This is a genomic window from Candidatus Krumholzibacteriia bacterium (assembly GCA_035268685.1).
In the GTDB taxonomy this organism is placed as follows: Bacteria; Krumholzibacteriota; Krumholzibacteriia; order JAJRXK01; family JAJRXK01; genus JAJRXK01.
Genome location: DATFKK010000035.1, coordinates 12,369 through 32,607, shown reverse-complemented (window position 1 = coordinate 32,607; position 20,239 = coordinate 12,369). Strand labels below are relative to the sequence as shown.

Genomic DNA, 20,239 nt, shown 5'->3' with positions numbered 1-20,239 from the left:
CCTCCACCTCGACGACCTCGGGCCGCAGCTCCAGGCCGAGACGAGACAACCCCGTGACGAGTAGCTGCGTGTGATGGGGGAACTGCCCCGCATAGGGCACGTCCTGGTAGAAGCGAACCGGCTGACGTCGAAAGAGCTCCTGACGTCGGGTCATCAGACGCAGAACCGCGTTCCTCGTCAGGTCGTGATCCGTGTGTGTGCCCACTCCCAGGTTGAACCAAAGCTCATCGTATCGGCTGGAATCGAGGTGATCCTCGAGAGCCTCGCTCCATTGCGCTTCCTCCCGTGGATGGGAAACGTGCGAAATGAAAGCTCCGACATGGCGGCGCCGGACACGAAACCAGTCCAGGTCCCAGTCCACGTCGGAGTGATATCTCAACGGAGCCTCGAGCAGCCCCAGTTCGACGTGCTGACCGTGGAGCATCCGGGCCACGAGGCGTGACTCGGCGATGCGCAGTGCCGACACCGTATCCGCATTCAGGTACGGTCGGTCGAGGTAGTAGTAACTGGTGAAGTTGCTGCGCCCGGCCATGGTGAGGATCGTGAACTCGACTTCGTTCCGTCGCTGGAACATGGTTCCGCCCAGGCTCAGGATCGCGTCATCCATGTGGGGCTCGATCACGAGGATCTTCTGCCGCGGTCCCACGGGTGGAGGCTCGAGCAACTCGATCATACCGGCCGACCACATCGCCTCGAAGGTGACGGAGAGATCGGTCCCGGCGGCCCGGCTACACTCCTCGACCGTACGATCCCCGTCGACGACCTCGAGTGCCTTCTCGAGATGCGGACTCCATTCCAGCCAGGGTCGCCGTGACTGGAGGAAGTAGACCTGGTTGCGCTCGACACGTACGTGCGGCCGAAGGACCGGCCGCACGTCGTTCTGCGTGTACGGCAGCTGCATGGGGAGCTCCGAAGCAGTCGACCCGTGGATCCGGGTGGAAGTGGGGAGTGTCGCCGACGGTCGAGACGAATCGTGAGCGGCGACCGACCCCGCGCGGGAGCACGCCTCCAACGGGATCGGATTCGCCGAGACCACGAGTCGATCGTACGGGTATCGTTTCGGCGGCTTCTTCGCCAGCTCGAGCCAGAAATCGAGATTCGTCGCCAAACTGCTCCATCATAACACACTGCGGCCCGCCAGTCGTCCGGGAGCCTTGAGCGCCACGAAACAGCCGTGCTATCCTCGTAGCTTCAGCTGGCTCGAGTCCATCCGTCGGGAGTCTCTGTGCGACTACGCCTTCCCCGCAGCGCCGAAAAATGGGACGAACGTCGCTCTCAGTGGACGAAGGCACTCCGTCGACTGAACCGCCCTCCCGTCGCTTCCCACTGCCTGTTCGTCTGTGGTCAGCAGCGGTCGGGGACGACCATGATGATGCGGGTCCTGCAGATCCATCCCGACACCGAGGTCTTCCAGGAGCACCCCGACTCGGCGGCCTTCCACCGCTACTGCCTGCGCGACCTGGAAACGCTCGATCACCTGGTGATCCGCAGTCGGGCCCCGGTGGTGTGCTTCAAGCCGCTCATGGACAGCTACCGCGCCGGCGAGCTCCTCGAGCACTTCGCCGAGAGCCGCGTCCTCTGGATGCTGCGCCACTACACCGATGTAGCGAACTCCACGCTTCACCGATTCGCCGATCCAAACGTCAACCTGCGTCGGATCCTCGAGGGCCAACCGGGTGGCGACCACATGCGCCGGGAGATCTCCGGCGACAGTCTGGCCGCGATGCACGACCTCTACCGGTCCGATCTGACCGAGGCGGATCTCGCCTGCCTGCGCTGGTGGGGGCGCAACCGTATCGTGCTCGAGCAGGGCCTGCACGAGCACCCTCGACTACGTCTGCAGCCCTACGAGGATCTGGTCGAATCGGGGCGTCCGGGCGTGAACGAGATCCTGACCTGGGCGGGGCTGGAGCCCTCGGCCCACGCCGTACGCCACGTGCACGCCCGCTCGGTGGGGCGGAATCCGGCGCCCGACCTCGCCCCCGAGGTGCACGAACTGTGCGAGGACCTCCATCGGGCCCTGACGGGGATTGCGGTCAAGACCGTGGGCGCTCGTTGATCGCGAGACTCCACCGATTGCCGGAGCCGGAGGGGGGTGCTGTCTCGTGCGGGAAGCAGCAGCGCCTTCCTAGCGATCCGAGACCCGGCCCTGCTCTCCCAGAAACCCCCCGTACCCCCACTCCCGCAGCAACGGCGCGATCTCGTCGTAGTTCGCGATCCGGTCGCGGTAGGTCCCCGTAGCGATCCGTTGCATCCGGCTCTGCAGCTCGACACCCTCGGCCCGCTGCCCCAGGAATTCGACCACCGGCCGCAGGACGGCCGAGGGATCGGCGGCCAGGTCCTCGTAGCGGACCGTGCACACGGGGTGCGGCCACACGGCGGTCAAGCCGCGCCCGGCCCTCACGCTGACCCCGATCCGCCGCAGTCGCTGCCGTAGCCGCACCGGGTCGAGATGCAGGGCCGGAACCTCGACCTTCTCGCGGGTATGGGTGATCTTCAGTCTCTCGTCGCGCTCGCGCGAGATGACCATGTCGAGGTGGTTGTCGCGAACCAGATGGATCAGGCGGAAGCGGTGGCGCAGCAGCAGCGGCAGCAACTCGGGGAACCGGGCGAGTTGTCCGTACATCAGCTTGAAGCCCACGGCCTTCGCCGGGGTCGGGCTCTCGCGCAATCGCCGCAGGTAGCGTGCAGTCACCGCCGGCCGTCGGCCGCCGTGGTCCCGCAGGTGGTGGCTGAAGGGTACCAGGTCCTCGGCACGCCACCCTTCCCACGGCCGCAGGAGGAAGATCTCCCCGAAGTCGCGGATCTCCGGATGGCTGTCCAGCATCCGCCGGAACCACGTCGACCCACTGCGTTGGGTGGACAGGACCACGTAGAAGACGCGCTCGGGCATGGGGCTGTGACGGGGTTCGGGGTCGGGGCAGCGGTCTCCCAGTGTAGAGCATCCGGCGCGAGCGGGAAGCGACGACTCGAAGCCGGCATTCTCCCCCAACCCTTCTCGGGATCGGAACCGCCCCCTACCCCTCCACCCTCTCCAGCACCACGACCCCCGCCACGGGCACCACCGACTGCAACTTCCCCGCTCGGCTCCTCAGCACCGCACCGACGGGCATCGCCGGGCTGCCCCAGCTCTCCGGGGCGACGTTCGTCGCCACCACCTTCCAGGAGCCGTCCTCGATCAGCGGCGACTCGAAGTCGCTCGGTCCCTGGGTGGGGTGGTTGCGCAGCGAAGCGACCACGACGAACTCCTCGAACCCGGAGCTGCGGCGGAACACGATCGTTCGGTCGAGGTCACTGGCGCCCAGGATCTCGACGGGTGCTTCGCGCAGGCAACGCGAACGGCGCCGCAGACCGATCAAGGTCTTCCACCAGCGGAACAGCACCGCGCCGTCTCCCGTGGCCGTGCCCACGATGTCCTCACGGCCCTCGAAAGCGCGGTCGAACTGGACCTCGCGGGTGGCGCCCACCTCCTCGCCCATGAAGAGCATGGGTGCGCCGGCACTGAAGACGGTCATGGCGGCGGCGAAACCGGCGCGGCGTTCGGCCCAGGCCCGCGTCTCGCCGGTCATCGGGGCGCCGTTCACGGCGGCGACCAGGGTGCGGCGGGTGCCGTGGGCATTGCCGACCTCGTCGTGGGACGAACAATAGACGACCTCTTGCGAACTCGTCTCTGCGAGGCAGTGGGCGAAGCGGCTCACGGCCAGGGCGCGGTCGTCGCCCAGGCCGGCGGTGGCGATCAGGCGGGCGTCGCCGGGGCCGCGATCCCGAGCGTCTCCGATCAGGTGATGGTAGAAGGCCGAGTCCCAGCGAGCATCGAAGCCCAGCCCGCCCTCGGCGATCGATGCGATCACCCCGTCCCAGCCCGAGTGGTCCTCGGCGATCAGCATCACGTCGGGCTTGACCAGCTTCAGGGTGCGGGTGAGCTCGCGCAGGAGCTTGCAACCGAAGGCGTTGACCTCGGGCATCGACACGCCGTCGGCGTGGCGCACGTTGTTCTGGTGGATGGCGTTGGTCAGGTCCAGACGGAAGCCGTCGGCATGGAATTCCTCGACCAGCATGAGCGCGCTGCTCACGAACATGCGCCGGACCATCTCTTCGCGGTAGTTCGGAGCCCAACCCGTCGAGCCGTTGTCGACGTAGCCGCCGTGGTCGGCCCGGTGCGCGGTCGCGGGATCGGCGAGCATGGCCTGGGCGTACTCGGTGTAGTCGGTCGGCCGACCCTCGTACCAGTAGTAGCAGTTCTCTTGGTCGTGGGGCGAGTCGTAGTGCCACTGCGCGCGCTCGGCATCGTGGTGGTAGTGGTTGAACACGAGGTCGCAGATCACCGAGATCCCGCGCGCGTGCAGCGCACGCACGAAGTGCTTGAACTGGTCTCGCTCACCCGCGCTCGATTCGATCGCGAAGTAGTGCGAGGTCGAATAGCCCCAGTCCTGCTTGCCGCGGAACTCGAGTACGGGGAGCAGCTCGACCGTATTGACCCCGAGTGACACCAGGTGCTCGATGAAGTCGGGCTCGAGCGCATCGAAGAACGATCCGTACGTGGCCTTTCCCCAACCCAGCGACCCGATGTGCAGCTCGTAGATCACCAGGTCCTGGACCCGGCGCGGTCGGTCCATCACGTGGTCGTCGGCCCAGAAGGCGTCGGCCGGGATGGGTCGTGGCTCGGGCCAACAGGCGGTGTCGAACTCGCTGTTCACGCGATCGATGTCGACGACCAGAGAGCAGCTCTTGGTCCCGTCGAGGTCGCGGTAATGGCCGCGGTAGATGCCGTCCGCATGACGCGGATCGGAGGCGTCGGCCGGGTCGAAGTCTCCGCGGCCCATCTGCGTACGGGCGTAGAGGTCGGTGCGGATCCGGACGCTGCCGTCGCTGCGGGTGATGCGGTAGACGTAGGGGCGGTTCACGTGGTCGGAGAAGCGACGCAGCGTCGGCTCGTCGGGGCGGCTGCGCCACACGCCGGCGCGATCGCGTACGAGCACGATGGGCGGATGGTCGGGATCGACACCGCCGGGCGGGTCGTGATCGTCGACGTAGCCCGTCTGACGGGTCGAGTCGCTTTCGTCGAAGTCGGCCCACAGCACCTCGACCGCCCGGGCGTTCGGCGCCCACAGCGCGAACTGCAAACCGGGCTGCTCGTCGTCCCAGTATCGCTTGCGCGCCCCGAAGACCCGCTCGAGCGTCAGCGTGTAACACTCGTACTGGGGCTGCACGCCTCCGGGCTCGAGCACGAAGCTGCGGTGAAGATCCTGGGAGTCCGGATCACCGGTCTCGAAGGTCATGACGCACACGTCGTCGTCGGCATCGGTGTCGGCGCTCACCGACCAGCGGAACGTGGTTCCGACCTCGGCGGAGTCGAAGCGCACGCGGGCTCGGAAGGCCGGGCAGCCGTCGTCGGCGCGGATCTCCTCCATGGGGGTCTCGGTCCACGGACCGTCGGTGGACCGACCCCGGGAGTCGGCGCTGACGCGCAGACGCGCGTTGCAGAAGATCGCCCGCGGCACCCCCGTCTTCCATTCGAACAGGACCTCGATCCCGGCCACTTCGTTCCCCTTCCGACGCAGACGCGTGCGCGTGGACGCACGAAGGCCCGGACGGTCGGGTCCGGGCCTCCATGCTGCCACCGTGCGGGCGGATCGTCGAGGTCAGGCCTCGGCCTCGCCCCCTGCGTCGAGCACGTGGGCGACGAAGGCCGGCCAGTCGGCGTGGCCGGCGGGCGCCGCCTCGGTCCTCTGGGCGAGCCACTCCCGCGACTTCTGGAGGGCGGGCCGCCACGACGCGGGGACGTCGTCGCGCCGGTCGAGCGCGCCGAGCACCAGGTGGGTGACCGCGACGCGGGCGGTGTCGGCGTCGAGGCCGTCGAGCACCGAGCGGTCGACGTGGATCGCGCCGAGCACCGTGTCGTCGACGGGGAACGAGCCGTCGGCGCCCTGGTGCCGGATCAGCGCCCAGCCCTCGGCGTCGGCCCAGTCGCTGCGGGCGGCGGGTGATGCCCGCAGCAGTTCGCGGAGGTCGGCCGACCGCTCGAGGCCGGCGTCCATGTCCGCGGCGCATTCGACCACGTCGCTGCCCATGGAGGCGGGCGACATCCGCGCCACCACCGGCATCGCGTCGAAGGTCCCGCCGAACGACCGCGGCATCGCCGCCGCGATCTCGCGCAGATCGGCCGGCTGCTTCGCGCGGGGGGCATCGGGACGGTCGTCGACGACGACGTAGCTGGTCGCCCGGCTGGTCAGGCCGAAGCGGCGACCGAGCTCGATCAACTCCTGCTCGACCTTGCGGGCGCGGTTGCGTTCGCGGGCGCGGTGCCGGTGCTCCTGCTGGCTGCCGCGGCGCTCGACCCAGCTCCCGTGGTCCTCCAGCTGGCGGATGCGATGGCGGGCCCAGAGCGTGGCCACCACCGCGCCGTCGAGGCCGGAGGCGGCCGGTGCGAGTTCCAGGCGTGGCTCCCATACGCCTTCCCCGCACCGGCCGCGCAGACGGACCGCCCCGTCCACACCGTCGCCGCGCACGCGCGCGTAGATCGTGGCCGGGGTGGTCGGATCGATCGTGGGCAACGGTGTCGGCTGCACGTCGTCGAGCCGCAGTCCCTCGCCCTCGATCACCAGGTCCTCGACCGCGTCGCGCGCCATGCGCTCGGCGTGGCGCAGGACCTTGTCCTCGATACGCTCGCCGGGGACCACGAATTCGGCGGCGCCGCCGGTCACGCGGGCCACTCCGCGCACCAGGTGCTCGCTGGCCGCGTGGCCCACGCCGAAGGCGTAGATGCGCGCGTGGCCGGCGTGGCGGCGGCACAGGTCGATCACCTCGTCCTCGTTGCCCACGGCGCCGTCGGTGATCAGCACCACGCGGTGGCGCCGCTCGCGGTCGGAGCGTTCGAGCACCTCGCGCAGCGGGGCCAGGATCTCGGTCCCGCCGAGATCGGCCTCCATGTCCTCGACGCGACGGCTGGCCGTGTCGAGAGAGCGGTCGTCGTAGTCGACGAACCCCTTCGACCAGCGCTCGAAGTCCGATCCGAAACGCACCACCCGGAAGCGATCGCCGGGATGCAGCGAGCGCAGGAACAGGTCCAGCGTGCGGCGGGCGTCGCGGATCGAGTCGCCGAACATGCTGCCCGAACAGTCGACCACGAAGCTCACGTCGACGGCGTGGCGGTCGGTGGGAAGATCGGCGCGGACGTCGAAGACGGCGTAGTGCTCGCCCTCGTGCTCCACGAGCGCCGCGCGCGAGCCGGCTTCCTGCGGGACCAGCTTCAGGACGAAGTCGCGGTCGGGACGCCGTTCGTCGTGGGCCAGCGTGACCGTCGCGCGGCGGCCGTCGAAGCGTGTCTCGATCCGGTGCGAGGGCGAGGCGATCTCGCCGATCGGTCCGAGCAGATCGACGTCGACGGTCAGGTTCCATGCGTAGCCCAGCCGGCCGTGGGTCCGGGGTCCGCGCAGGCGTTCCTCGTCGTCGATGCGCTCGTCGTCGCCACCGTGGTCGGGGACGTAGCGCGGGGTGACCGCCTGCGGAAGGGCCAGCCGGTAGCCCCGGCCCTCCCGGGGCAGCTCGGCCACGTAGGTCAGTTCGATGTCGACCGTCTGGCCGGGGAGCAGATTGCCGACGCTGGCGGTGAAGAGGTTGGGCCGCTCCTGGTCGAGCAGGAAGGCGGCGCGACCCTCGGACATGGCGTCGTCGTATTCGTCGAAGGCCTCTTCGCGTTCCTCGACCCGGCCCTCGAGCCGGTGGCCGTCGATGGTGGCGGTGAAGCCGCACACGGCCGCGCCCTCCTCGAGCGGGAAGAGGTAGGTGGCCTCGACGGGGACGTCTTCGCGGTTCTCGTAGCTCTGGGTCACGGTGACGCGGCTGGTGGGTCCGACCACCTGCACGCGCACGTCGACGCCGGTCAGGGGCACGGCCTTCGCCTGCTCGTCCACGTCGTCGGGCAGGATCACGCATCCGAGGGGCGTGGTCTCGTTCATGGGCTCCCGTCTCCTTCGGTCTCGAGGATCCGGCGCGCGGCGGCCACCAGGGCGCGCAGGCGGGCCGGCGAGGGCACGCGGGCCGGCGGCGCGAAGCTCAACTCCACACCCTCGGCCAGGCGGACGCGGGTCACCAGATCCAGATCGACCGGGTCGGGAGCGCGGTCTCCGGGCTCCGGAGCGCTGCGCAGCACGGGCGCTTCGTCGCTCGCCTCGACGGCCGGCTCGTCGAGCAGCACGCCGATCTCCTCGAGCGAACGCCCGGCCCGCTGCATCTCGCGGATCCGCTGCAGCCGCTGCAGGTGGTCCTGCGTGTAGTAGTGGCCGCGGCCGGATCCGTGCGGGGCCGGCAGCAGGCCCCGCTGCACGTAGTAGCGGATCGTGCGGCGGGGAATGCCGGAGACCTGGACCAGATCCTGGATCTTGTAGCGTCGTTCCACGTTGACACCTCGATCGAGACACTAAGGTGTCATGATCTTGATGTCAAGATCCATGGCAAGAAAAATCCGCCCCGGAAGGCCTCCGGGGCGGGCTGCAACCGGCCGGAACCGCGCTCAGGCCTCCGCGACGGCCACCTCGCGGGGGTGTTCGATCACGCCGTGGCGGGCGCCCAGCTCGGCGAACCGCCGCAGGCCGGCCAGTTCGGCGGCGCCCAGGTCGAACTGGACGAACTCGCGCCAGTAGCTGGTGATCCGGCCCACGTCCCAGCCGCTGGTCGTCGCCTCGCGATGGGCCAGGCGGTCGAGGTCGCCGCGCCCGCGCTCGGCGGCCCGGCGTAGGGCGGTGACCAGCCGTCGGCGGTCGTCGGCCCGTTCCGGGCGTCCGAGCTCGTCGCTGAACACCCAGGCGGCGAACACGAAGGGCAGCCCCGTGAGATCGTTCCACACCTGTCCCAGGTCGTGGACGTGCAAGTCGGTCCCGTCGATCTCGTCGGCCCGGTCGCCGATCACCAGGGCGGTGGGCGCGCGGTCGAAGAGCGACTCGTGACGGGGCTCGAACTCCTCGAGCTCCGGCGTGATCCCGTGCAGCTCGGCGAGCAGGATCCGCAGCAGGGCCACGCTGGTGCGCGATCCGCGGTCGACACTCACGCGCTCGGCCTCGCGCAGGGGCACGCGGCTGAAGACCTTCACGGTGCGAACGGTGCCGTGGGCACCGATGCAAAGCCCGGGAACCATGGAGCTGCCGACACCACGCAGGTACTCGGCGGCGGGAATGAGGCCGACGTCGATGTCCCCGGCTGCGAGCGAGCGCGCGAGGCGCGACGGCAGGTCGCGGCTCACCTCGATCCCGTGCTCGTCGTCGAGGCCCTCGATCAACGGAACCGTGTTCAGGAACCCCACGGCACCCACGCGGAGGCCCCGGGACTTCACGCCGGCTCCTCCGGAGCGTTCAGCAACGCGGCGAAGTCCTCGGTCTCGAACACACCGTTGCGCACGCGGGCGGTGAAGTCCGCTTCCTCCAGCCACGCCCGCATCTCGCGCAGCGACAGATCCTTGGCCTCGGTGTCGGCCTTGCGGTCGCGGGCCCCCAGGAACAGGTGCCCGATCAGGTCGTCGACGCCGCAGAGCAGCGAGGTGTGCGCGGTCTTCAGGTCGCTGCGTTCGTAGCGCAGGCTGAGGTGGTCGACCCCCGGAAGGCCCAGACGGCAGGCGGCGAGCACCCGCAGGTCGAAGCTCGCGTGCGTCAGCGCATCGTCGTCGTCACCGGCGGGCCCCGATCCGATCACGCAGGGGCTCACCGACAGGAACACGCCGGTGTCGGCCTGCACCGCGTTGATGGCGTCGATCTGCGCGAAGACGGAATCGAGGTCGTGGTCCGGTCCGAAGAGGACCGTGGCGTGGCCGCGCAGCCCGGCGTTGGCGGCGGTGTGCCAGAACGAGGTCCAGCGCGCCGCCGGGTCGATGCCGCGGGCAGGGTGGTTGCGCGGATCGATCCCGTCGCTCACCACCCGCATGCCCTGCTCCATCCAGGCGGCCAGGTCGTGGTCGATGCCGGCTTCGATCCAGGTGTCGGTCGTACCCAGTTGCACCGTGGGCAGCATCTCGTCGCCACCGTCGGCCGGCGGAAGCGGCAGCAGACGCCAGATCGAGCGCACCTCGTCGGCCGAGGCACCCTCCGGCACCAGGACCAGCAGGTCGGTCACGATGTCGTGGATGTCGTCGAGTGCCCTTGCGAAGCCCCCCTCGCCGGCCCCGATGCCCGTGAGCGGGCATCGGGTGTAGGCCTGACGCGGATCGAAGGGCTCGACCACGGACACGGTCGTGGTCCGATCGTGCCGTTCCCGGCGAGCCTCGTCGGCGGCCGCGGTGATGTCGTGGATGTTCGGGCGGTCGAGCAGCGCGCGCAGCTCGTCCCGATCGGGATGACTGACCAAGATGGGCTCCAAGGGGCGTACCGGAGGCGTGGGGTCGAGCGGAAAAGGTAGGCCCGGTCGATTCCCACGCCACCGCCGCGTCGCGGCTCAGACCAGGTAGAGCTCCAGCAGGGTCGACCCGAGCAGGACCATCCCGATCCAGCTGTTGACCTCGAAGAAGGCCCGGTCGATCCGGCTCAGATCGTCGCCGCGGACCAGCCAGTGCTCGTAGCCGAGCAACACCGCGGTCACCACGACGCCGGCGAGGGCCACCGCCCCCAGGCCGACCGACAGGAAGGCCCACGCCCACGCCCCCACCGCCAGCACGTGCAATCCGCGTGCGGCCCAACGGGCGGCCCGTTGCCCGATCGCGGCGGGAATCGAACGCAGTCCGGCCTTCCGGTCGAAATCGACGTCCTGACAGGCGTACAGAACGTCGAAACCAGCGACCCAGCACAGCACCGCGAAGGCCAGGATCAGAGGGAAGGCCGCGAACTCGCCCTGCACGGCCAGCCACGCCCCGATCGGCGCCACGCCCAGCGCCAGACCCAGGAACAGGTGGCTGAGCGCCGTGAAGCGCTTGGTCAGCGAGTAGAACCACACGATCAGCAGGGCCACCGGCGACAGCGCGAAGCACAGCGGATTGAGCATGAAGGCGGCGAACACGAACAGCCCCGCCGTGGCCAGGGTGAACACGAGCACCGCGGTGCGACTCAGCGCACCGCTCGGGATCTCGCGGGTGGCCGTTCGCGGGTTCGCGGCGTCGATCCGCGCGTCGACGAGCCGGTTGAAGGCCATGGCCGTCGAGCGGGCGCCGATCATCGCCACGAGGATCCAGCCCAGCGTGCTCCAGGCCGGCACGCCGTCGCTGGCCACCAGCAGCGACACCAGGGCGAAGGGGAGCGCGAAGATGGTGTGCTCCCACTTGATCATACGAAGGATCAGCAGCAGCGGACGCATGGGACTCCCGGCGGGGTGGCGGCCGACCGCCGCGCACGACACCGCGGTCGAGCAGAACAGATAATCCCGTCGGCCAAGATCGCCCAGCCCGGCCGCGTCAGTTCGCCAGGATCGAGTCGCGTGGGCGGCCCAGCAGGTAGCCCTGCCCGAAGGGCACGCCCAGGTCGAGCAGCAGGTCGCGGTCCGCCTCGGTCTCGATCCCCTCGGCCACGATGTCGGCGTCGATGCCCCGGATCACCTTCACCAGCCGCTGCAGTGTGCGTCGCTGGGCCGTGTCGGTGGCCGCGCCGTTCACCACGCTCTTGTCGAGTTTCACCGTGTCGGGTTCGAGCAGCAGCAGCGACTCGAGCGAGCTGCGCCCGAAGCCCACGTCGTCGAGCGCGATCCGCGCGCCCTCGCGCCGCAACTCCTCGACGTGCGGACGCAGGTAGTTCGGGTCGCCGATGAACTGCTGCTCGCTGATCTCGACGCAGAAGTGCTGCAGCAGGTCGGGCTCGCCGAACACCGCCAGCAGCCGCGCAGCCGGCGTGTCGAGGATCGTGGTCGGGAAGAGGTTCAGGTGGAAGCGTCCGCGGTCGAGGTATTCGCGCGCCCACTGCACGTTGCGCTTCACGCAGTGCAGGTCGACCGAGGTGAGGATGTTGTTCTCCGACGAGAGCTGGAAGATGTCGTCGGGACTCTCGAGCGCTCCCCCCGGGCCGCGCGTCAGCAACTCGTAGCCGGTGGTCTCGCCGTTGCGCAGGTCGAAGATCGGCTGGACGAAGGTGCGGAAGCCCCGACCCGTCTCGAGCACCGACATGAGCTCCTCGCGAGGGTCCTCGAGGGCCTGGTCGCCTTCGTCGCCCCGTGTCGAGACGCGGTTCTTGCCGATGTTCTTGCTGTACTGCAGCGCGTGCTGCGCGTGGCTGATCACCTCTTCGATGCTGACCACGTCGTGCGGGACCCCGGCCACGCCCAGGCTCCCCGTGACCGCGATGACGTCTCGTCCCGAGGTCAGCGGTGACTCGTGGATCGCCAGGCGCAGACGCTCGGCCAGCTGCATGGCCTCGGCGACGCGGGTGTCGGGCAGCAGCACGAGGAACTCGTCGCCCCCGACGCGACCGAGCGTGTCGCTGGGCCGCAACACGCGGCGCAGTCGCTTGCCGATCTCCTTCAACACGACGTCGCCGGTGGCGTGGCCCAGGGTGTCGTTCACGCGCTTGAAGTCGTCGCAGTCGACGAGGATCGCCGACAACCACACACCGAGGCGTCGGCAGCGCTCCAGCTCGGCGAAGAGGATCTTCTCCAGACCACGACGGTTGGGTAGCTGTGTGAGGTGGTCGCAGTTCGCCTGCTGTTCGAGGTGGCGGGTCAGGTGGACGAGTTCGCGCTCGCTGCGGCGCAGCTCCGAGACGTCGCGCAGGACGCACAGCGTACCCTGATCGCCCACCGCGAGCAGACGGGCCTCGTAGGACTGGAGCGTGTCGCCGCGGTACTGGTCGAAACTCACCGTCTGCAGTTCCTGGCTCTCGACCGAGCGCCGCGCGGCCTCCTCGACCGCGCTACGGGCCGGACCCGACAGGAAGGCGGCCAGCTCGTCGTGCCCGAGCACGCGCGGCGGTTCGTCGCGCCAAGAAGCGACGTCACGCAGACGCAGCCAGGTCCCGTCGGGGTTCAGCCACAGGAATCGGTCGGGCAGGGCATCGAGGAATCCGTGGAAACGGTCGACCGAGGCGCGCATGGCATCGGTCACGCGCTGGAGCTCGGTGACGTCGGTCAACGTGAGCAGCACTCCGGCCGTCGATCCGTCCTCGATGCGGTAGGGAAGCGCGCGCAACAGGTACCATTCCCCCTGCTCGGTGCACACGCGTTGCGACGAATCCTGTCCACTGTGCAGGGCCGTCTCCGCCACCTTCTCCAACCTGACGTCACGGAGCCCGTGGGCCAGGTGGTGCAGCGGACGTCCGACGTCCTGGTCGAGCAGGTGGATCACCGCGGCCGCCACGGGCGTGAACTTGCGCACGCAGAGGTGCTCGTCGAGGAAGACGATTCCGACCTCCGAACCCACGAACAGGTTCTCCAGGTCTCGCGTGACCTCGCTCAGCTCCGAGATGCGCCCCTCGTGGTCGAGGTTGGTGCGGAAGAGCTGATCATTGGTCGAGTGCAGCTCCTCGTTCGCGCTCTGCAGCTCCTCGTTGGTGACCATCAGTTCTTCGTTGGTCGAGCGCAGGGTCTCGTTCGAGCGCTCCAGGTCCTGCACCGTGTGCCGCAGGTCGTCGCGCGCCCCGTGGAGTTCGACCTCCAGGTCGTGGACCCGGTGCTGGAGCTCGCGGTCACCGACTGCACCGAGGTCGATCCGGCTCACGAGGACGATGAAGGAATCGATCGTCTCTTCCCCTTCGATCACCGGCACCACGCGCACGTCCACGTGCTCCACCGCACCGCCGTGATCGAGCGCCACCGAGCGGCTGACGACCTCCCGCGCGGTGCGCTGGGCTCGCGGCACCGAGGCCAGGACCGCCGACCGGAAGTCCCCGCGCGTCAGAGCCGAGATCTCGTTGGTCACCGTGCCGCTCGGAACGCGCAGGGCCTGACCCGGGTCGCCGTAGACGTGCTGTAGATGCAGTCGGCCGTCGACCACGAGAGCGAACAGGGAATCGCGTTCCACGAGCGACTGGGCGATCGCCGCGTGTTGCGCGACGGCCTTGGCCGAGATCCGGCGGGCAGGTGGTGGGTGACGGTCGTCGTGGTCGAGGATCCGGTCGAGCGAACGCAGCCGGGGCGGCCTTCCGTCGGGGCCGATCCGGCGGTACAGACGCATCTCGGTGTCCACCACTTCGAGGTGTTCGTCGATCGACACCGGGGTCTCACTGCTCCCGAGGAACAGATAACCCTTCTGCCTGAGCGCGAAGTACAGCAACGACAGCACGTGCGCCTGGAGCTCCGGGCGCAGGTAGATCAGGAGGTTGCGGCAGCTGACCAGGTCCATGCGCGTGAACGGTGGGTCCTGGGCGACGTCGTGGGCGGCGAACACGACCTTCTCGCGCAGCGGCCGTTTGATTTCGTAGCCGCCACCGCGATCGTCGAAGCACCGACGGAGCACCTCGGGCCGCATGCGCTGCTCGATGGAGGCGTCGAAGAGTCCGGAAGACGCCATCTCGATCGCCCGGGTGTCGAGATCGGTGGCGAAGATCCGGAAGCGCAGGTCGCGCTGCGACTCGTCGACCACCTTCTGCAGGAGAATCGCGATCGAGAAGGCTTCCTCACCGGTGGAGCAGGCGGGCACCCAGACCCGGATCTCTCCACCTTCGTCGGCCTGCTCCACGATGTCGCGCAGTGCGCGCTCCTCGAGCGCCGCGAAGGCATCGCGATCGCGGAAGAACGAAGTGACGTTGATCAAGAGGTCGCGGCACAGGGCGTCGCGCTCGGCCGCCGATTCCATCAGCCGCTCGTGGTAGTCCTGCCAGCGTCCGACCTGGGTCAGGGCCATCCGGCGCTCCAGACGCCGCCGGATGGTTCCTTCCTTGTAGAGTCGGAAGTCGAAGCCGCTCTTGCGCCTCAGCACCTCGATCAGGGTCTCGAGGGGATCGACGGCGTGCTCGTCGCCGTCTTCGGACCACGGTTGGAGAACCGCCCCCAACCGGCCGAGGTAGGTGCTGAGTCGGTCGGCAATCTCCGCAGGACTCAGGACCGCGTCGACGACGCCGGTGGAGATCGCACTGCGCGGCATGCCGTCGAACGCAGCTTCATCGGGATCCTGGACGACGACCGTCCCACCGGCGCTCTTCACCGCCCGCACGCCGGCGCTGCCGTCGGAGCCGGCCCCCGAGAGGACCACGGCCACGGTTCGTTCGGCGTAGCTGCGCGCCAGACGGCCGAAGAGGACGTCGACGGAATGGGTGTTCGTCGCCCGCTCGTCGTCGACCCGGGCCTCGACCCGACCGTCGACGAAGAGGACCCGACTGCGCGCCGGAGCCAGGTAGACGCGATCGGGTTCGAGCAATCGCGGCTCGTCGAGCCAGTCCACGGGCATGGACGTGTGGCGGGCCAGGCGTTCGGCCAGGTGACTGCGCGCTTCCGGCGCGAGGTGCTGCGCCACGACGTAGGCCGCCCCGCTGTCCGGCGGGAGCCCGGCGAGCAGGGCACAGAGAGCGTCGTTGCCGCCGGCGGACGCACCGATCCCGACGACGTGGAATTCGTCGCGCCGCACGCCCTTGCTCGGGGCCGGATCGGCGCCTGCATCGTGCTCGTTCGGCTTCGTCACCTCTCCACCTCGGCGCACACGGCGATCAGTTGGCTCTCGGCTCGCCCCACAGGAAGCCCTGTCCCATGCGCACGCCCATGTCCACCAGGACGTCGATGTCCCGGTGTTCCTCGATCCCCTCGGCCACCAGGGTGGTATCGAGGTTCTTGCTCAGCATGACCAGCCGCTGCAGCGACCGCTGTTGCCCCGGGTCGGCGTGGGCACCACGGACGAAGGACTGGTCGATCTTGATGATGTCGGGCTCGAGCAGGATCAGCGACTCGAGCGAGCTGCGTCCGAATCCCACGTCGTCGAGCGCCACGCTCACGCCGAACTCGCGGAGCCGGCGTACCTTCTCGAGCAGGTAGTGCGCGTCGCCCACGAACTGCTGCTCGCTGATCTCCACGCAGAAGCGCGACGGATCGCCCAGCACCTCGAACATCTGCTCCAGACGTTCGGCCGGGGTCTCCAGGAGCGTCGACGGGAAGAGGTTCACGTGGTAGCGCACTCCGTTGGCGTGCTTCGACACCCAGTCCATGGCTCGCTTGGCGCACAGCAGGTCGACCGTGGTGAGGATGTTGTTCTCGGCGCTGATCCGGAAGAAGTCGTCGGGGCTCTCGAAGGCTCCTTCCGGCCCCCGGGACAACAACTCGTACGCCACCGCACGCTCGCTGACCAGATCGAAGATCGGCTGGACCACGGTCCGGAAGGCCGACTCCGAGGTGAGCGCCTGGACGAGGTCGCCCACGTCGCGGGTGGCGTCGCTGATCTCCTCGCGTTGGGCATCGTCGTCCCCCTCGCGTAGAGACACTCGATTCTTTCCCGCGCTCTTGCTCTGCGACAGCGCGTGCTGGGAGTGGCTCACGATCTCCTCGATCGAGATGACGTTCTCCGGTACCAGTGTCACGCCCAGGCTGGCCGTGATCCCGATCATCTGCTCCTGCAGTTGCAGAGGCGATTCCGCCACCACCAGGCGCAGGCGCTCGGCCAGTTGCAGGGCCTCGGCCAGGCGCGTGTTCGGCAACAGCACCATGAACTCGTCCCCACCGATGCGTCCCAGGAAGTCGGAGGGACGCAAGGCCGCGCGCAATCGCTTGGCGATGCTCTGCAGGACGACGTCGCCGACCGAGTGGCCGAGTTGGTCGTTGATCCGCTTGAAGTTGTCGCAGTCGATGAGGACCGCGCCCACGCGCTGGCCCTCGCGCCGCGTCCGCTCGAGTTCGACGAACAGGAACTTCTCGAGGCCGCGGCGGTTGAGCAGTCCCGTCAGCGGATCGTGGTTCGCCTGTCGCTCGAGGCTCTGCGTGAGCTTGTGCAACTCGGTCTCCCGGGCGAGACGCTCGGTGACGTCGCGGGCGACCACGGCGAAACCGCCGCCTCCCGCTCCGTTGCCACGGATCACCGACACCGTCAGCTCCACGTGTCGGAGATCCTTGCCCGGAGTGTGGCGCGCCGACTGGTAGTCGACGACGGACTCGCCCTGACGGAGCCGCTCGAACAGCGCCTCGAACTCGGACTCGGACTCGTCCGGGTACAGGGAGGTGAGTGGCTGACCGACGACCTGTTCGGCTTCCACCCCGAAGACATCCTGGGCACCCGGGTTCCAGGTGCGGATCACACCCTGCGAGTCCAGGTTGAACAGGCCGTCCTTCGACGACTCGACGATCGAGGCGAGCCGTCGCAGTGAGATCTCGTCCTGCTTGCGCTGGGTGATGTCGCTGATGACGCCGGCGACACGCGCAACATCGCCCTGACGATCGGTCACCGGGAAGGCGCGGTTGTGCAGCCAGCGCTCGCTCCCGTCGTCGAGCTGCACGCGGTACTCGAGGTCGAAAGCGGCCCACTGTGGCGATTCCAGGACTGCGCGCACCTTCGACTGGTCCTCGGGGTGGAGACCGTCGAAGAGTATGTCGCGGCCGAGTTCGTGGTCGGGTGCCTTGCCCCAGTACAGCTCGTAGTTCGGGTTCACGTACAGGACGTGCTCGCCGGTGGCGTCGGTGAGCCAGAAGACGTCGGTGATGTGCTCGGCGAACTGCCGGAACTCTTCTTCGAGTCGGTTCCGCGTCCGTTCGCCCTCGATGACGTCGGTGATGTCGACGAGGGTCAGTAGCGCGCCGCGGGTCTCGCCGTACCCGTCCCGGTAGGGCAGCACTCGCACGAACAGCCAGGAACCGTTCGCGGTCTGCACGCGTTGCTCCCGGATCTCTCCACGCGTCAGCACCGCGCGCGTCGTGTCCACGAGATCCACGTCGAGCACGTTCTGGTTCAGATGCTCGAGCGGCCGCCCCACGTCCTGCGGGATCAACTTGATGATCTCGGTGGCACGCTGCGTGTACTTGCGCACCCGAAGCTCCGGATCGAGGAAGACGATTCCGATGTCGAGGTTCTGGAAGAGGTTCTCGATGTCCGCGTTGAGCACCGTGAGTTCGCGGATCTTGCTCTGGTGCTCGGCGTTCACCGTGTAGAGCTCCTCGTTCACCGAGTGCAGCTCTTCGTTGGTGCTCTGCAGCTCCTCGTTGCTGGCCAGCAGTTCCTCGTTGGCCGCCTGCAGCTCCTCGTTCGCCGTCTCGAGCTCCTCGACGGTGGCCTGCAGGTGTTCCTTCGTCGAGGACAGCTCGTGCTCGAGCTGGTCGATCCGCTCCCGAGCCCGCTCGTCGACCTCGAAGGTCACCTCGTCCTCGGGCACGACCTTTTCGGGCAGCCTCGACCGCTGCACCATGAGGGCGTAGGCGCCCGAGCCGTTCGATCGGGTGTCGAGCGCCTTCACCTTGACGTCGACCAACTCGTCGAGCCCCGTCACCTGGACGCGTCGGCAGACACTGTCCTCGCCCGTCTTCTCCGTCCGATGGAGGGCGGTGCCGACGGCCAGACGCAGGTCACCGTCGAGCATGCGGAAGACGTCGTAGGTGGTCATTCCCAGTGGGATGCGCAGCAGGCCGGCCGGATCGCCCAGTACGTAGCGCACGTGGAAGTTGCCGTCGAGTACCAGGCAGACGAGCAGGTACTCGTTGGCGATGGCAGTGGCGACGGCCGAATAGTCCACACGCTCGGCCGGCGGGACGACCGCGGCGCGCCGTGATCCCATGCCCGCCGTGCTCGAAGACGAGGCCGACATGCCCCGCCGCAGCACCTCCGACGTGATCTTCCGCCCCGCCTGGGCGCTCTTGCGGAAGATCTTCCAACGCGAGCTCAGCGCCCCGAAGTGGGTGCTCAACTCACCGATGGTCTCGCTCGGACCCAGGAAGAGCACACCGTTGGGATTCAGCGCGAAGTCCAGCAGACCCAGCACCCGGTTCTGCAGATCGGCCCGGAAGTAGATCAGCACGTTGCGACAGCTGATCAGGTCCATGCGCGTGAAGGGAGGATCGCGGACCAGGTCGTGCTGGGCGAACACGATCCGGTCGCGCATGGCCGGCACCAGCTGATAACCGTGATCGGTCGCTTCGAAGTAGGCGTCGAGCCTCTCCTCGCCCATCGACGCCGCGATCTCGGCGGGGAAGTGACCGAGACCCGCCTGGCTCACCGTTTCGGGATCGATGTCGGTGGCGAAGATGCGGTACTCGAAGGGCTGGTCGAGCGTGCGTCGGTACTCGTCGAGCAGGATCGCCAGCGAGATCGGTTCCTCGCCCGACGCGCACCCCGCGACCCAGATCCGGAGCTCCTCGTCCTGCCGCTGCTTCTCGGCCACCAGGTCGGGCAGTGCTTCGGTGAGCAGCGCCTGGTAACTCTCGGGATCGCGGAAGAACTCGGTGACCCGGATCAACAGGTCTCCGTAGAGCATCTTCTGCTCCTGCTCCGACTCCAGCAGCTTCTTCGAGTACTCGGCGAGAGTGCCGCAGGCATGCATCGACATGCGTCGCTCGATGCGTCGCAGCAACGTGTTCGGCTTGTAGAGATGGAAATCGATCCCGTAACTCGCCCGCAGCACGTCGAGGATCGCGTCGAGAGGCGCCATGTCCTCGCCGATCGGTTGCTTCTCCCCACGCAGGAGCCGCCGCTCGGGCTCGTGGAGATAGCGCGCCAGCCGGACGGCCAGTTCGCCGGGTTCGAGCACCGCGTCGACCTCGGTGGCGTCGATGGCGCTGTGCGGCATGCCGTTGAACGCAGCGGTGGAGGGCTCCTGGACGAGCACCACGCCCCCGCTCTCCTTGACCTGGGCGGCGCCCCGGCTGCCGTCACTGCCCGTGCCGGACAGGATCACCGCCACCGCCTCGTTGCCGCGGTCCTCGGCCAGGGAGCTCAGGAACACGTCGATCGGAGCCGCCGGCACGGCTTCGCGGTCCTGACGGGTGACCCGGACGTGATCGCCGTCGAGCTTCAGATCGCAGCGGGGTGGGATCAGGTAGATGTGATCGGCTTCGAGGCGCTGGTCCTCGTGCACGACCTTGATCCGCATGCTCGTGTGCTTGGCGAGCAGCTCGTCCATGAGGCTCTTGAAATCCGGCGACAGGTGCTGGACGACCACGAAGGCCCCGCCGGTGTCGGCGGGCAGATTCGTGAACAACTGCTCGAGCGCTTGCAGCCCACCCGCGGACGCGCCGATCCCCACGACCGGCAGGGAGACCCGGGACCGTGTCCTCGGGGGGGAGTCGCTTTCGGGCACCGTGTCGCCGGCCGGATGCGCGGGAGCGCCGGACGGCGATTCCGCTTCACGTTCGGGCCGAGGGGATCCGCCCATGCGTATCACCAGTCCTCTCCGGAATCATGTCGGGAAGCGCAGGCCGCCGGAATGGTGTACGAACGCCG

11 protein-coding genes are annotated in these 20,239 nt (G+C 68.6%); 1 reads left to right on the top strand and 10 read right to left on the bottom strand.

The window, feature by feature from the left end:
* On the bottom strand, positions 1 to 901 hold a 901-nt coding region (locus tag VKA86_03560), incomplete at its 3' end, for a PIG-L family deacetylase (GenBank protein ID HKK70268.1).
* A gap of 465 nt (positions 902 to 1,366) precedes the next feature.
* Here VKA86_03560 and VKA86_03555 point away from each other — a divergent pair.
* On the top strand, positions 1,367 to 2,059 hold the full coding sequence (locus VKA86_03555; GenBank protein HKK70267.1) for a hypothetical protein: 693 nt from the start codon (positions 1,367 to 1,369) through the stop codon (positions 2,057 to 2,059).
* 69 nt (positions 2,060 to 2,128) lie between these two features.
* Here the strand turns inward: VKA86_03555 and VKA86_03550 are convergent, their stop codons facing one another.
* From VKA86_03550 to VKA86_03510, 9 genes are all read right to left on the bottom strand, one after another.
* A complete protein-coding gene (locus VKA86_03550) occupies positions 2,129 to 2,893 on the bottom strand; it encodes a sulfotransferase (GenBank protein ID HKK70266.1) in 765 nt (254 codons plus the stop codon).
* Positions 2,894 to 3,017: 124 nt separating this feature from the next.
* On the bottom strand, positions 3,018 to 5,540 hold the full coding sequence (locus VKA86_03545) for an alpha-amylase family glycosyl hydrolase (GenBank protein HKK70265.1): 2,523 nt from the start codon (positions 5,538 to 5,540) through the stop codon (positions 3,018 to 3,020).
* 102 nt (positions 5,541 to 5,642) lie between these two features.
* Positions 5,643 to 7,958 (bottom strand): VIT domain-containing protein, encoded by a 2,316-nt coding sequence (locus VKA86_03540; GenBank protein ID HKK70264.1) that lies wholly within the window; start codon positions 7,956 to 7,958, stop codon positions 5,643 to 5,645.
* Complete coding sequence (locus VKA86_03535; GenBank protein ID HKK70263.1) at positions 7,955 to 8,398, bottom strand: MerR family transcriptional regulator; 444 nt, start codon at positions 8,396 to 8,398, stop codon at positions 7,955 to 7,957. The genes VKA86_03540 and VKA86_03535 overlap by 4 nt, the downstream gene beginning before the upstream one ends.
* Before the next feature lie 114 nt (positions 8,399 to 8,512).
* A complete protein-coding gene (locus VKA86_03530; protein ID HKK70262.1) occupies positions 8,513 to 9,328 on the bottom strand; it encodes a menaquinone biosynthesis protein in 816 nt (271 codons plus the stop codon).
* On the bottom strand, positions 9,325 to 10,332 hold the full coding sequence (locus VKA86_03525; protein HKK70261.1) for a hypothetical protein: 1,008 nt from the start codon (positions 10,330 to 10,332) through the stop codon (positions 9,325 to 9,327). Before VKA86_03525 ends, VKA86_03530 begins: the two co-directional genes overlap by 4 nt.
* Positions 10,333 to 10,419: 87 nt before the next feature.
* Positions 10,420 to 11,271, bottom strand: a complete 852-nt coding sequence (locus tag VKA86_03520; GenBank protein HKK70260.1) for a UbiA-like polyprenyltransferase — start codon at positions 11,269 to 11,271, stop codon at positions 10,420 to 10,422.
* 97 nt (positions 11,272 to 11,368) lie between these two features.
* Positions 11,369 to 15,514, bottom strand: coding sequence for a chemotaxis protein CheB (locus VKA86_03515; GenBank protein HKK70259.1), 4,146 nt, complete (start codon positions 15,512 to 15,514; stop codon positions 11,369 to 11,371).
* A gap of 25 nt (positions 15,515 to 15,539) precedes the next feature.
* Positions 15,540 to 20,171 (bottom strand): chemotaxis protein CheB, encoded by a 4,632-nt coding sequence (locus tag VKA86_03510; protein ID HKK70258.1) that lies wholly within the window; start codon positions 20,169 to 20,171, stop codon positions 15,540 to 15,542.
* Positions 20,172 to 20,239 lie beyond the last annotated feature (68 nt).